The organism is Allobosea sp., assembly GCF_035944895.1.
Classification (GTDB): domain Bacteria; phylum Pseudomonadota; class Alphaproteobacteria; order Rhizobiales; family Beijerinckiaceae; genus Allobosea.
In genome coordinates, this window is the sequence record NZ_DASZAT010000005.1 from 511,582 (window position 1) to 525,627 (window position 14,046).

Annotated in this window: 11 protein-coding genes; 6 read left to right on the plus strand and 5 right to left on the minus strand. The window is 66.5% G+C overall.

Features of this window, described 5'->3' with window-relative positions; all coding sequences use genetic code 11:
- Nucleotides 1–4 precede the first annotated feature (4 nt).
- Nucleotides 5–610 (minus strand): class I SAM-dependent DNA methyltransferase, encoded by a 606-nt coding sequence (locus tag VGV58_RS04770; protein WP_326872833.1) that lies wholly within the window; start codon nt 608–610, stop codon nt 5–7.
- Between the two features lie 118 nt (nt 611–728).
- Between VGV58_RS04770 and VGV58_RS04775 the strand changes: the two genes are divergently transcribed.
- Nucleotides 729–1,715, plus strand: coding sequence for a methylated-DNA--[protein]-cysteine S-methyltransferase (locus VGV58_RS04775; protein ID WP_326872834.1), 987 nt, complete (start codon nt 729–731; stop codon nt 1,713–1,715).
- Nucleotides 1,716–1,724: 9 nt separating this feature from the next.
- On the opposite strand, the gene VGV58_RS04780 is transcribed toward VGV58_RS04775, so the two are convergent.
- Nucleotides 1,725–2,630, minus strand: coding sequence for a hypothetical protein (locus VGV58_RS04780; protein ID WP_326872835.1), 906 nt, complete (start codon nt 2,628–2,630; stop codon nt 1,725–1,727).
- A gap of 464 nt (nt 2,631–3,094) precedes the next feature.
- On the opposite strand from VGV58_RS04780, the gene dnaK reads away from it, so the two are divergent.
- The gene (dnaK, locus tag VGV58_RS04785; RefSeq protein ID WP_326872836.1) at nt 3,095–5,017 is read left to right on the plus strand and encodes a molecular chaperone DnaK; all 1,923 of its coding nucleotides are present in this window, start codon (nt 3,095–3,097) and stop codon (nt 5,015–5,017) included.
- A gap of 132 nt (nt 5,018–5,149) precedes the next feature.
- Entirely contained in the window at nt 5,150–6,283 is a 1,134-nt protein-coding gene (gene dnaJ / locus VGV58_RS04790) for a molecular chaperone DnaJ (protein WP_326872837.1), read from the plus strand.
- 59 nt (nt 6,284–6,342) lie between these two features.
- Here dnaJ and VGV58_RS04795 read toward each other — a convergent pair whose 3' ends face one another.
- Together VGV58_RS04795 and VGV58_RS04800 are read right to left on the minus strand one after the other, a co-directional pair.
- Nucleotides 6,343–6,534 carry a CsbD family protein gene (locus VGV58_RS04795; protein WP_137881965.1) on the minus strand — a complete coding sequence of 64 codons (192 nt, stop codon included), beginning with the start codon at nt 6,532–6,534 and terminating at the stop codon, nt 6,343–6,345.
- 89 nt (nt 6,535–6,623) lie between these two features.
- Nucleotides 6,624–7,445 (minus strand): helix-turn-helix domain-containing protein, encoded by an 822-nt coding sequence (locus tag VGV58_RS04800; RefSeq protein ID WP_326872838.1) that lies wholly within the window; start codon nt 7,443–7,445, stop codon nt 6,624–6,626.
- 132 nt (nt 7,446–7,577) lie between these two features.
- Here VGV58_RS04800 and VGV58_RS04805 point away from each other — a divergent pair, with 132 nt between their 5' ends.
- From VGV58_RS04805 to VGV58_RS04815, 3 genes are all read left to right on the plus strand, one after another.
- Nucleotides 7,578–7,994 (plus strand): hypothetical protein, encoded by a 417-nt coding sequence (locus VGV58_RS04805; RefSeq protein ID WP_326872839.1) that lies wholly within the window; start codon nt 7,578–7,580, stop codon nt 7,992–7,994.
- Nucleotides 7,995–8,268: 274 nt separating this feature from the next.
- Nucleotides 8,269–10,476 (plus strand): esterase-like activity of phytase family protein, encoded by a 2,208-nt coding sequence (locus VGV58_RS04810; RefSeq protein WP_326872840.1) that lies wholly within the window; start codon nt 8,269–8,271, stop codon nt 10,474–10,476.
- Between the two features lie 319 nt (nt 10,477–10,795).
- A complete protein-coding gene (locus tag VGV58_RS04815; protein ID WP_326873562.1) occupies nt 10,796–12,649 on the plus strand; it encodes a potassium transporter Kup in 1,854 nt (617 codons plus the stop codon).
- Between the two features lie 82 nt (nt 12,650–12,731).
- Here the strand turns inward: VGV58_RS04815 and VGV58_RS04820 are convergent, their stop codons facing one another.
- The gene (locus VGV58_RS04820; RefSeq protein ID WP_326872841.1) at nt 12,732–13,964 is read right to left on the minus strand and encodes an argininosuccinate synthase; all 1,233 of its coding nucleotides are present in this window, start codon (nt 13,962–13,964) and stop codon (nt 12,732–12,734) included.
- Between the last annotated feature and the right edge of the window lie 82 nt (nt 13,965–14,046).

Here is a 14,046-nt window from a genome sequence, read left to right on the forward strand (position 1 = left end):
GGCCTCAGGTCGTCCGTTGCGCCAGCCAGATCGTATGACCGCCGCAATCCGGGTCCTCGACGACATGCTCGACGACGGAAAATCCGTTCGCGTCCAGCAGCGCGCGATACTCGGCCGGGTCGAGGCTGCCATGATAGAGCGGCTCGCCCTCGAATCTGCCGATCGCCTCGCCATGAGCCGGGCCGCTGGTGAAGAGCAGCGCCGCCCCATCTGCCGCATGCGCCCGGAACAGCGGGAACATCCGCCGCTGGTCGTCGGGCGTCAGATGGAAGAAGCTGTCCCAGGCTATCAGCCCGTCGAAGCGCCGGCCGAGCGCGAGTTCGCGCATGTCGCCGACCTGCCAGTCCTGCTGCGGGAAGCGCTCGCGGGCGAGCGCGATCAGCGGCGCCGACGAATCGATGCCGGTGACCGCACAGCCCCGCTCGATCAGATGCCTGGCGATCGGCTCGCCCATGCCGCAGCCGATATCGAAAACCGAGGGCCGGGCCGGCAGCGGCGACAGGAAACGACCGAGCCACCGCGCTTCCATCAGCTTTCGGCCGCGCTGACTATCGTAGGCGGCGGCGTGGCGGGTGTAGAGCGAGACGATGGCATCGGCAGAGGCAGGCATCTGTGGATGTCTACACGTCTCCCACGGCGAAGACGAGCTTGTCAGCTTTCGGGTGGGAGACGCATGCTGACACGATTAGCTTCGTGAACATGAGAGATCAGATCGCGAGGACAGAAAGATGAACGCCCATTCCAGTCTCAGGACGGCGATGAAACCGATCGTAGTCTCCAATGCCGTGCTCGCCCGCGCCACGGAGGCCATCCCCTCGGAAGCCGATTTCCCGGCGGTGGTGCCCGGCTCGGATTACGACACCGTGCGCCGCATCCTGGCCTACATCACCAACAACTGGCGCCAGCAGCCGACGATCGAGGCGATCGCCGATGCCGCCGGCGCGACCCCGACCGACGTGCATCATTTGTTCCGGCGCTGGTGCGGGCTGACGCCCAAGGCCTTCCTGCAGGCGATCACGCTCGACAACGCGAAGGGCCTGCTGGCTGCCTCCGCCAGCATCCTCGATACCAGCTTCGAGGTCGGACTCTCCGGTCCCGGCCGCCTGCACGACCTCTTCGTCACCCATGAGGCGATGTCGCCGGGCGAGTGGAAGACCGGCGGCGAGGGCCTGCGCATGTCCTATGGCTTCCACCAGTCGCCTTTCGGCGAAGCGCTGGTCGTGGTGACCGAGCGTGGCCTCGCCGGTCTCGGCTGGGTCTCGAACAATCTCGACGGCGGCAAGGTGATCGGCGGCCGGGCCGAGGCGCTGGCCGACATGATGCGGCGCTGGCCGCATGCGGACTATCGCTTCGATCCGCAGAGCACGGCGCCTTACGCGACGCGCATCTTCGAGCCGGGCAGCTGGTCGCCGCAGACGCCGTTGCGCGTCGTGCTGATCGGCACCGATTTCGAGGTCCGTGTCTGGGAGACGCTGCTGCGCATCCCGGTCGGCTGCGCCACCACCTATGGCGACGTCGCCGGCCATATCGGCAAGCCCTCGGCGGCTCGCGCGGTCGGTGCTGCGGTCGGCAAGAACCCGATCTCCTTCGTCGTCCCCTGCCACCGCGTCATCGGCAAGTCCGGCGCGCTCACCGGCTATCACTGGGGACTGACGCGCAAGCGCGCCATCCTCGGCTGGGAGGCCGGGCAGGTCGCCGGCGGCGAGGCCGCTTGAGTCGAAAGCCTACTGGATGGTTGGAGCGGGCGCTGCCGCAGGCGGGGGCGCCCGCCTTGCCGTGGCCGGGCGCGGCTTCGCCGTCTCGGGCTTCGGCTCGGGCAGGCCGAGGCGGGCGCGGATCGAGGCGGCGCGCGCCTCGGTGATGCGGGCGCCGCAAAAGCCGTGCGAGCCCTCGCGCTGGAAGTCGCGGCAGATCTGCGCGCGCTCCGAGGAGAAGCCGGCCTGTTCGCGGGCGATCGTGCGTTGCTCGGTCAGGTTGGCCTTGGCCGATAGCGCCCGATAGCCCTCCCGGACAGCAGTCTCCGCCTTGCTGCGCTCGGCCTCGGTCTCCTTGGCGCGGGCCGGAAGGGTGCGGACGTCCGGCCCCCAGACGCCGCGGGGATCGATGCGGCAGGCGGCGGCCTCGATCACGCAAGGCTGCTCCGGCTCGGTCACCAGGAAGGCGCCGTCGAGCACGTCGAAGACGATCGGGCAGGCCGCGGCTTCCAGCTTGTAGCGCGGTAGCCCTGCCGGCTTGCCGAGCGAGGTCACCGGCACCGGCGTATCGCCGAAGGAGATGGCGCAGGGTTCGACGAGGTTGCTGGACTGGAAGCCTTCGGCCCGCAGCTTCAGGCCATAGCCGCTGCCGGTCTTCTCCAGCGTTGCTTCGCCGAAGCCGCCATTGCGTCGCAAGGTCTTGCCGAGAAGCGAGTCTTCGCCGGGGATCTTGATGGCCGGCATCGTGCGCGGGCGCGGCGCCGACGACTGGCCGCCGACCGAGGCCGGCGCCGATTGCTGGGCGCCGGGCTGGTTGAAGGGCTGCGCGCCGGGAAGCTGCAGCGGCTGTGCCATGGCTGCGCCTGCAAGGCCGAGCCAGGCCAGGGCTGCACCGGCAGCGAGGCGATGGGCAGTCGGGCGGCGGAGCGTCGTCACGGCTGTTTCCTGGTGGCGCAAGGTCCATTCTGAATGGAGTGGCTACGCCGGTTGCGCAAGAGCATGCGCGCAACACTTACCCGGAATGGTCAGCTCTGCGAATTCTGTGAGGGATACTGCATAAAGCCGATTCTTAATCCGGCTCCGCGCCTTGCAAGCAGGCCGTCACCCTCCCTATATACGCCGCGAAGCGATGGTTTTTACGGGCCATCGGGGCCGGATTGCGCCAGGCGCCAGCAGTCACATGCGAACGCTGAAACGCAGGGCCGGTCGAATTTTGTTGTAACCGGCGGGCGAAGCCGGGTCGGGGCCTTGAGGCTCCGTTCCGTCGCTTCGGCCGCCAGACGTGGGTATCCCGGGTTCGTTCGCCGCGGAAGGTGGGGGCGATCCGGGGCCATGGGCCGGGGAGCGGCGTCCTACGCGCGCTCTTCCGGCGATCTGCTAAATCGAAAGGGATCCCATCCATGGGTAAAGTCATTGGTATCGACCTCGGAACCACCAATTCCTGCGTTGCAGTGATGGAAGGGTCGACGCCCAAGGTTATCGAGAATTCCGAGGGCGCCCGCACCACGCCCTCGATCGTCGCCATCACGGATGACGGCGAGCGTCTGGTCGGCCAGCCTGCCAAGCGCCAGGCGGTCACCAATCCGGAGCGCACCTTCTTCGCCATCAAGCGCCTGATCGGGCGCACTTTCGACGATCCGATGACCAAGAAGGACATCGATCTCGTTCCCTACAAGATCAAGAAGGCCCCGTCGGGCGACGCCTGGGTCGAGGCCGACGGCAAGGATTACTCGCCCTCGCAGATCTCCGCTTTCACGCTGACCAAGATGAAGGAGACCGCGGAGGCCTATCTCGGCCAGCCGGTGACGCAGGCCGTCATCACCGTTCCCGCCTATTTCAACGACGCCCAGCGCCAGGCCACCAAGGATGCCGGCCGCATCGCCGGCCTCGAGGTGCTGCGCATCATCAACGAGCCGACCGCGGCCGCGCTCGCCTATGGCCTCGACAAGAAGTCGGCCGGCACCATCGCGGTCTATGACCTCGGCGGCGGCACTTTCGACGTCTCGGTCCTCGAGATCGGCGACGGCGTCTTCGAGGTGAAGTCGACCAATGGCGACACCTTCCTCGGCGGCGAGGACTTCGACATGCGCCTGGTCGAGTATCTGGCGGATGAGTTCAAGCGCGAGCAGGGCATCGACCTGAAGAAGGACAAGCTCGCCCTCCAGCGCCTGAAGGAAGCGGCCGAGAAGGCCAAGATCGAACTGTCGACCACCGCGCAGACCGAGATCAACCTGCCCTACATCACGGCGGATGCCTCGGGTCCGAAGCATCTTGCCATCAAGCTCTCGCGCGCCAAGTTCGAGAGCCTGGTCGACGACCTGATCCAGCGCACCATCGAGCCTTGCCGCAAGGCGCTCAAGGATGCCGGCCTGTCCGCGGGCCAGATCGACGAGGTCGTCCTGGTCGGCGGCATGACCCGCATGCCGAAGGTCCAGGAAGTCGTGAAGCAGTTCTTCGGCAAGGAGCCGCACAAGGGCGTCAACCCTGACGAGGTCGTCGCCATCGGCGCCGCGATCCAGGCCGGCGTGCTGCAGGGCGACGTTAAGGACGTGCTGCTGCTCGACGTGACCCCGCTCTCGCTCGGCATCGAGACGCTGGGCGGCGTGTTCACGCGCCTGATCGACCGCAACACCACGATCCCGACCAAGAAGAGCCAGGTCTTCTCCACCGCCGAGGACAACCAGGGCGCTGTGACGATCCGGGTCTTCCAGGGCGAGCGCGAGATGGCGGCCGACAACAAGATGCTCGGCCAGTTCGACCTGATGGGCATCCCGCCGGCCCCGCGCGGCATGCCGCAGATCGAGGTGACCTTCGACATCGACGCCAACGGCATCGTCTCGGTGACGGCGAAGGACAAGGCCACCAACAAGGAGCAGCAGATCAAGATCCAGGCTTCGGGCGGTCTTTCCGAGGCCGAGATCCAGAAGATGGTCAAGGATGCCGAGGCCAACGCCGCCGACGACAAGAAGCGTCGCGAAGTGGTCGAGGCCAAGAACCAGGGCGAGAGCCTCGTGCACTCGACCGAGAAGTCGCTGAAGGACTATGGCGACAAGGTTTCGGCGGCCGACAAGGGCGCGATCGAGACCGCGCTCGAGGCGCTCAGGACCGCGCTCACCGGTGAGGATGTCGAGGCGATCCAGGCTCGCACCAACGAGCTGATGCAGGCGTCGATGAAGCTCGGCGAGGCGATGTATGCCGCCAGCCAGGCTGAAGGCGCTGCCGCCGAGGGCGCCGCTGCCGAGGAGCCCAAGAAGGACGACGTCATCGACGCCGACTTCAAGGACGTCAGCGACGACAAGGGCGACAAGAAGAAGAGCGCGTAAGGCGCGCTCGTCATCAACCGTGACGAGGATGGCCGGGCTTGACCCGGCCATTCCTTTAAGGTGATGGCGTCGCAGGACATGACTCGCCGGTCTGCGCGATAGGGGCAGGGCGGCGCAGGGACAGCTGGTTGAATGTCGAAGCGCGACTATTACGAGATCCTCGGGGTCTCCCGGACCGTGACGGAGGTCGAGCTCAAGGGCTCCTTCCGCAAGCTCGCCATGCAGCATCACCCGGACAAGAACCCGGGCGACAAGCAGGCCGAGATCAAGTTCAAGGAGATCAACGAGGCCTATCAGATCCTTTCTGATGGCCAGAAGCGCGCGGCCTATGACCGCTATGGCCACCAGGCCTTCGACAATGGCGGCGGGGGCGGCGGCCCGGCCGACATGTCGGACTTCATGTCCGACATCTTCGAATCCTTCTTCGGCGAGGGCCGCGGGCGCGGTGGCCCGCGCGGCGCCAATTCCCGCGAGCGCGGTGCCGATCTGCGCTACAATCTCGAGATCGGCCTCGAAGAGGCCTATTCCGGCAAGAACGAGACCATCCGCGTCCCGACCTCGGTTTCCTGCGAGGTCTGCTCCGGCACCGGCGCCAAGACCGGCTCGAAGTCGCGCCAGTGCCCTACCTGTGGCGGCCATGGCCGCGTGCGCGCCAGCCAGGGCTTCTTCTCGGTCGAGCGGACATGCCCGACCTGCAATGGCCGCGGCGAGATCATCGACGATCCCTGCACCGGCTGCCAGGGCGCCGGCCGCGTCACCCGCGAGCGCACGCTCTCGGTCAACATTCCAGCCGGCGTCGAGGACGGCACCCGCATCCGCCTTGCCGGCGAGGGGGAGGCTGGGCTGCGCGGTGGGCCGGCAGGCGATCTCTACATCTTCCTGTCGATCAAGCCGCACGCCATCTTCCAGCGCGACGGCGCCGACCTGTTCTGCCGCGTGCCGATCGGGCTGACCTCGGCCGCGCTCGGCGGCGAGATCGAGGTGCCGACGCTGAACGGTGACAAGGCCCGGGTGAAAATCCCCGAGGGCACGCAGACCGGCAAACAGTTCCGCCTGAAGGCCAAGGGCATGAGCGTGCTGCGCTCGCGCGAGATGGGCGATCTCTACATCCAGGTCCTGGTCGAGACGCCGCAGAAGCTGACCGCCCGCCAGCGCGAATTGCTGATGGAATTCGAGCGCGAGAGCTCGGGCGCTACCCATCCCGAGACCGCCGGCTTCTTCGGCCGCGTCAAGGATTTCCTCGGCGGCCTCGGCGGCTCTGCCTGAGACGAAAAAACGGGCGCCTCGCGGCGCCCGTCTTGCTTCGATCGGAGCCGGCCTGATGCTCAGGCCTTGTCGATCACTTTCTTGACCGCGTCCTTGGCCTTGCCGACCGCCTGCTGGGCCTCGCCCTTGCGCTCCTGCGCGATGCCCTCAGCCTGGAGCCCGGGCTTGTTCAGCGCCTTGCCGGCGGCCTGCTTGACGTTGCCGGCGGCCTCGTTGGCCAGGCCCTTGATCTTGTCGGTCGTGCTGCCCATGGACGCTTTCCTTCTCGAATGATCCGCGATCGGCGCCTCGGCGCCGGTTCGGATGGGAGAACGTCACGGCCGAGCTTTGGTTCCTTTCCTCAAGCCGGTGTGATCGTCTCGGCGATCGCCCGCAGCGCTCGGCCCGTAGCCTCATCGGCGGGGAAGAAAGTTTCCAGCGCCAGTTCCGACAAGGTCACGTCGACTGGCGTGCCGAACACCGTCGTGGTCGAGATCAGCGAGAGCTGGGTCTCGCCCAGCCGCATATGCAGCGGCAACACGATCGGCGGCTCCGCCTCCTCCTGCGCTTTGCCCTTGACGATCGGCGTGGCCGGGACGGGATAGCTCAGCAATTCGGTGAGGAGTTCGGCGAGCAGCGGGTCGGCGGTGGCGCGGATCTGCTGGCGCAGCCGGGCGATGAGATGGCCGCGCCATTCCGCGAGGTTGAGGATCGCTGGGGCGAGCCCGCGCGGATGCAGGCTGAGCCGCAGCACATTCACAGGCGGGCGCAGCAGGTCGGCGTCTTCGACGACCGCGAGCATCGGCGCGATCATCTTGTTCGCGGCAAGCAGGGTCCAGTGCCGGTCGACGGCGACGGCGGGGTAGGGCTCGTGCCCCTTGAGCAGCAGGTCGATCGCGCTGCGGGCTGCCTGCAGGCCGGGATCCTCCAGCGAGCGTTCGAGATAGACCGGCGCATAACCGGCCGAGAGCAGGAGCGCATTGCGCTCGCGCAGCGGCACGCCGAGATGCTCGGCGAGCAGCAGGACCATGTCGCGGCTCGGGACCGAGCGGCCGCTTTCGACGAAGCTGAGATGCTTCTGTGAGATCTCGGCTTCGAGCGCGAGGTCGAGCTGGCTGAGCCGGCGCAGCTGACGCCAGTCGCGGATGAGGTGCCCGATCGCGGGCTGCTGATGCTTGTTCATGATGGGCAAGCTAGCCGTGAGCGCGCCGCCATCCAATTACCTCTGGCTTAATCGACCGGCCGCCGGGCTTTCGTCAGCATGGCCTCCATCAGCAACCGCCCCGGACAAGATGGGGCCGACCGGAGAACGACCATGGCCTTCATCCAGCCCTCGCGTTTCCTGCGCAACGCTCTCGCCCTCGACGCCGCCGCCTGCGCCGCGACCGGCCTGCTGCTCAGCCTCGGCGCCGGCACCCTCTCCGGCCTGCTCGGCTTCCCGGCCGAGTTCCTGCGTGGTGCAGGTCTGGTGCTCTTGCCTTGCGCCGCGCTGCTTGCCTTCTTCGCCAGCCGGGCGCGTCTGCCGCGCCACGCGATCTATGCCGTCATCGGCGTCAATATCCTCTGGGTCGCCGACAGCGTGCTGATCCTGGTCGCCGGCTGGTTCGCGCCGACCACGCTCGGCATCGCTTTCGTTCTGGCCCAGGCCGCGGCGGTCGCCGTCGTCACCGAGTTTGAAGTGATCGGCCTGAAGAGGTCGGTGTTGGAAGGTGAGATGAAGGCCGCTCTCTAATCGCAATCGGAGACAATGCAGGCGCGAGGAACCCCTCTCCCGTGTGGGAGAGGGGGCAGGGGTGAGGGACCGCCCTCGAACGCAAGGGTACATCTCCTCTCTTGCTTCGAGCCTTGATCCGCTCGCCCTCTTCGGAGCTGCCTGGCCCTCACCCCTACCCCTCTCCCATCCGGGAGAGGGGATCCCGCGCTTTATGACCATTTGTCACGCAACTGTCGCAAGCGCTCACTAGCCGGAAGGCCTGCCTCCTCACCCTGCGGAACAGGACCGTCCCATGCGCAAACCTCTCGTCCTTGCGGCTCTCGCGACGCTCCTCGCCGGCGGCACCGCGCTCGCCGAGCCGACCTTCAACCGCATCGCCACCTTCCAGGTCCCGCTGAACCTGCCGGCCGATCGCGACCTCAAGAAGAAGACGGTTGCGGAGATCATCTCGGCCAACGAGGCCGGAACCCTGCTCGCCTATACCGATGCCGAGCAGAAGGCGATCGGCCTGATCGATATCACCACGGCCAATGCGCCCAAGCCCGCTGGCTTCATCCCGGTCGGCGGCGAGCCGACCTCGGTCGTCATCCTCGGCGAGCGTGCCTTTGCGGTCGTCGTCAGCTCCGGCGACAATTTCAAGGAACCGGCCGGCCATCTCGCCACCATCGATCTGAAGACGAAGCAGGTCACGGCGACCTGTGAGCTCGGCGGACAGCCCGACTCGATCGCCCTCAGCAAGGACAAGGGCAAGGGCAAGCTCGCCATCGTCATCGAGAACGAGCGCGACGAGAAGCTGAACAAGGGCGACTTGCCGCAGCTCCCGGCCGGCAATCTCACGCTGGTCGGCCTCAAGGGCGGCGAGGCCGACTGCGCGTCGAAGCAGATCGTCGATCTCACCGGCATCGCCGCGGTCGAGCCGACCGATCCGGAGCCGGAATTCGTCGACGTCAACCTCGACGGCCTCGCCGTGGTGACGCTGCAGGAAAACAATCACCTCGCCATCGTCGACACCAAGACCGGCAAGCTCGTCGCGCATTTCCCGGCCGGCACGGTCGATCTCACCAACATCGACAAGACCCGCGATGGCCAGATCAAGCCGGTCGAGGAGCTGAAAGGCGTGCGCCGCGAGCCCGATGCCGTGCGCTGGCTCGACAATGATCGCTTCGTCACCGCCAATGAAGGCGACTGGAAGGGCGGCTCGCGCGGCTTCACGATTCTTCGCAAGGACGGCACGGTCGAGTTCGACTCCGGCAACATGGTCGACCATATCGCCATCCGCCTCGGCCATTATCCGGAGAAGCGCTCGGCCGCCAAGGGCAGCGAGCCGGAAGGCATCGAGGTCGGCACCTATAATGGTGAGCGCCTGTTCTTCGTCGGGCTGGAGCGCGCCTCGCTCGTGCTCGTCTTCAAGGACGAGGGCCCGGGCAAGGCGCCGCGCTATCTGCAGGCCCTGCCGGGCGGCATTGCTCCGGAAGGCCTGCTCGCCATCCCGCAGCGCAACCTTTTCGTCAGCGCCTCCGAGGCCGATCTCGGCGAGAAGGACGGGCCACGTTCGGCCGTGACCATCTATGAGCGCAGCGAAGCGCCGGCGGCCTATCCGACCATCGTCTCGGCCGATGTCGATGGCGTTCCGCTCGGCTGGGGCGCGCTCTCGGCGCTCGCCGCCCATCCGGAGCTGCCGGGCCGGCTCTTCAGCGTCACCGACAGCGCCTATACGCCCTCGCGCATCCTCGAGATCGACGCGACGAAGAAGCCAGCGACGATCACCGGCGCGATCACCGTGACCAAGGACGGCAAGCCAGCCTCCTATGATCTCGAGGCGATCGCGGCGCGCCCCGGCGGCGGCTTCTGGCTCGCTTCGGAAGGCGCGCCCGAGCGCAAGGAGAAGCCGACGCAGAACCTGCTGCTGCGCGCCTCGGCCAAGGGCGAGATCGAGGAGGAGATCGCCCTGCCGGAGGAGTTCGCCGCCAAGGCAATCAACCAGGGCTATGAGGGCGTCGCCGTCACCGGCACCGGCCAGGACGAGACCGTCTGGATCGCCGTCCAGCGCGAGTGGAAGGACGACCCGAAGGGCAAGGTCAAGATCCTTTCCTACAAGCCCTTCACCAAGAGCTGGGGCATCCTCCACTACCCACTAACCGCTCCTTCCGCCGGCGCCTGGATGGGCCTGTCCGAGCTGACCTATCTCGGAGACGAGACCTTTGCGGTGATCGAGCGCGACAACCAGTTTGGCGCCAAGGCGGTGAAGACGCTCGCGACCTTCTCGGTCAAGGGGCTGAAGCCGGCGCCGTTCGGCTCCTCGGAGATCCCGACGGTCGAGAAGACGCTGCTGCGCGACCTGACGCCCGAGCTGATGAAGCTCAGCGGCTACGGGCTCGACAAGGTCGAGGGCATGGCGGTCGACAAGGCGGGCGATCTCTTCGTCGTCACCGACAATGACGGCGTCGACGATTCCTCCGGCGAGACCCAGTTCTTCGCCTTCGGCAAGCTCGCGAAGTAAGCCGGTATTGAGAATACCGGTCGATACAGGCCACCGGCTGCATCATGTCTCGCCGTCATTCCGGACGAGCGGCGAAGCCGCGCAGCTCCGGAATCCATCGTAGAGGATGACGCTCTTCGATGGATTCCGGCGCTCCGCTTCGCTGCGGCCGGAATGACGCGGCTGGGCGATAGATGAAGCGCCACCCGACACACACCTTGCTGTCGCTGTCGGTGCGTGTCCTACTCCCATGACAAGGGGAGGGCGACGCATGACCCAAGGGGTTCTGTCACAGAGCAGCTCGCCCTCTCATGGCGAGCACCACGGCCCTCTTCCGGCCTTGACGCTCGGCGCCCTCGGCGTCGTCTATGGCGACATCGGCACCAGCCCGCTCTATGCGCTGAAGGAAGCGGCCCGCGCCGCGAGTGCCGGCGGGGCCCTGCAGCCGGGAGCGGTCATCGGTTGCGTCTCGATGATCCTGTGGTCGTTGATCTTGATCATCTCGCTCAAATATTCGCTGCTGATCATGCGCGCCGACAATCGCGGTGAGGGTGGCATCATGGCGATGCTGGCGCTGCTCAAGGCACGCCATGCCAAGCCGGGCTCGGCCCGGGCCTATGTGCTGGTGGTCGGCCTCGTCGGCGCCGCACTGCTCTATGGCGACGGCGCCATCACGCCAGCGATCTCGGTGCTCAGCGCGATCGAGGGCCTCAAGGTCGATGCGCCGTTTCTGGCCCCGGCGATCGTTCCGTTGACCGCAGCGATCCTGATCGGCGTCTTCCTCGTGCAGAGCAAGGGCACAGGCTTCATCGGCAAGCTCTTCGGGCCGATCATGCTGCTCTGGTTCATTGCGCTCGCATTGCTCGGCATCCGGGGCATCCTGATGGCGCCGGGCATTCTGGCTGCGATCAATCCCTTCAACGCTCTCTACTTCATCACCCACACCGCCCCGGTGGTCGGATTCGCGGTTCTCGGCGCGACCTTCCTGGCGGTGACCGGTGGTGAGGCGATGTATGCGGATATGGGCCATTTCGGCCCGCTGCCGATCCGCATCGCCTGGCTGACGGTGGTGCTGCCGGCGCTGATGCTCAACTATTTCGGCCAGGGCGGCCTGCTGCTGACCCAGCCCGGGGCGATCGACAACCCGTTCTACCAGCTCGCCCCGGACTGGGCGCATTACCCGATGGTCTTCTTCGCGACGGCTGCCGCAGTCATCGCCTCGCAGGCGGTGATCACCGGTGCCTTCTCACTGACCCGGCAGGCCGTGCAGCTCGGCCTCTTCCCGGCCATCCACATTCAGCACACGGCGCATGATCAGAAGGGGCAGATCTACATCCCGATCGTCAACTGGCTGATCTGCCTGGCGACCCTGACCTCGGTCTTCATGTTCCGCTCATCCGATGCGCTGGCCGGCGCTTACGGCATTGCAGTGTCCCTGCTGATGGCGATCACCACCGGGCTGGCGGCGCTGATCGCGCTGAAATGGGGCTACAACCCGATCCTCGTCGTGGCGGTCAACGGCTTCTTCCTGCTGATCGACCTCGCCTTCTTCTCGGCCAACCTGTCGAAGCTGCACGAGGGCGGCTGGTATCCGCTGCTGCTGGCGCTGGTGCTGACGGTGGTCATGTTGACCTGGCGCCGAGGCCTCGCCTTGGTCGAGGCGGCCCGCAGCCGCCAGCGCGAGCCGGAGAAAGCCTTCCTCGACATGCTGGCGACGAACCCGCCGCTGCGCTTGCCGGGCACGGCCGCCTTCCTCGCCTCGGCTGCGCGCGGGCTGCCGCTGTCGCTGACGCATTTCGTCCGCCACAACCACGCCCTGCACGAGCGCATCCTGCTGGTGACTGGCAAGCTCGAGGAGATTCCGCGCGTCTCCGACGAGAACCGGATCGAGCTGATCGAGCTCGCGCCCAGCGTCACGCGCGTGATCCTGCATTTCGGCTTCATGGAAACGCCGCATATCCCGAACGGCTTGCGCTGCGGCATCGAACGCGGGCTGCTGCCGGGCGTCGATCTCGCCGGGATGTCCTATTATATCGGCCGCGAGACTGTCATTCCGCGCGCTGAGATCGCGGGCATGGCGATGTGGCGCGAAGCGCTCTTCGCGTTCATGCAGCGCAATGCCGAGCGGTCCGCTGCGCATTTCCACATCCCGGCCAAGCAGGTCGTCGAGGTCGGCGTGGAGATCGAGATCTGATCGCCGTACCGCGGCGTCACCGGTAAAAAAAACTGGTCATCCCGGGCGACCGGGATGACCAGCGTTATTCTATCGGATGGTGTCAGAGACCCAGCTTGCGCTTGCGCTGGCCGAGCGTGCGCAAGCGCAGCGCGTTGAGCTTGATGAAGCCGGCGGCGTCGCGGTGGTCGTAGGCGACGGCGCCCTCTTCGAAGGTGACGAGATCCTGGTCGTAGAGCGAATACGGGCTGGAGCGGCCGATGACATGGACGCCGCCCTTGTAGAGCTTGAGCCGCACCTGGCCGGCGACGAACTCCTGGCTCTTGTCGATCAACGCCTGCAACATCTCGCGCTCCGGCGAGAACCAGAAGCCGTTATAGATCAGCTCCGCATATTGCGGCATCAGCTGGTCCTTGAGATGGGCGGCGCCACGGTCGAGCGTTATCGACTCGATGGCGCGGTGCGCCACGGCGAGGATCGTGCCGCCGGGGGTCTCGTACATGCCGCGGCTCTTCATGCCGACGAAGCGGTTCTCGACCAGGTCGAGCCGGCCGATGCCGTTGTCGCGGCCGAGCTCGTTGAGCCTGGCCAGCAGCTTGGCCGGCGAGAGCTGGACGCCATCGATCGCGACCGCATCGCCCTTGGCGAAGTCGATCGAGATCACTGTCGGCTTGTCCGGCGCCTCCTCGGGCGAGATTGTGCGCGAATAGACATAGTCCGGCACTTCCTGTGCCGGGTCTTCCAGCACCTTCCCCTCGGAGGAGGCGTGCAGCAGGTTGGCGTCGACGGAGAACGGCGCCTCTCCGCGCTTGTCCTTGGCGATCGGGATCTGGTGCTGCTCGGCGAAGGCGATCAACTGCTCACGCGAGCGCAGATCCCATTCGCGCCAGGGCGCGATCACCTGGACATCGGGCTTCAGTGCATAGGCGGTCAGTTCGAAGCGGACCTGGTCGTTGCCCTTGCCGGTCGCGCCGTGGGAAATCGCATCGGCGCCGACGCGGTCGGCGATCTCGATGAGCTTCTTGCCGATCAGCGGGCGGGCGATCGAGGTGCCCAGCAGATAGACGCCCTCATAGGCGGCATTGGCCCGGAACATCGGGAAGACGTAGTCGCGGACGAATTCCTCGCGCAGGTCTTCGATATGAATGTTCTCCGGCTTGATGCCGAGCAGCAGCGCCTTCTGGCGGGCCGGCTCCAGCTCCTCGCCCTGGCCGAGGTCGGCGGTGAAGGTCACGACCTCGCAATTATAGGTGGTCTGCAGCCACTTCAGGATGATCGAGGTGTCGAGTCCGCCGGAATAGGCGAGCACGACCTTGTTCACGCGCTTGTCGGCCATGGACTGGTCTTCCTGCAATGGCGGCACGAGGGCTCGTGCCTGGAGTAGAGAATGCGACCTGGCCGGCCGCATTTCGGACGTA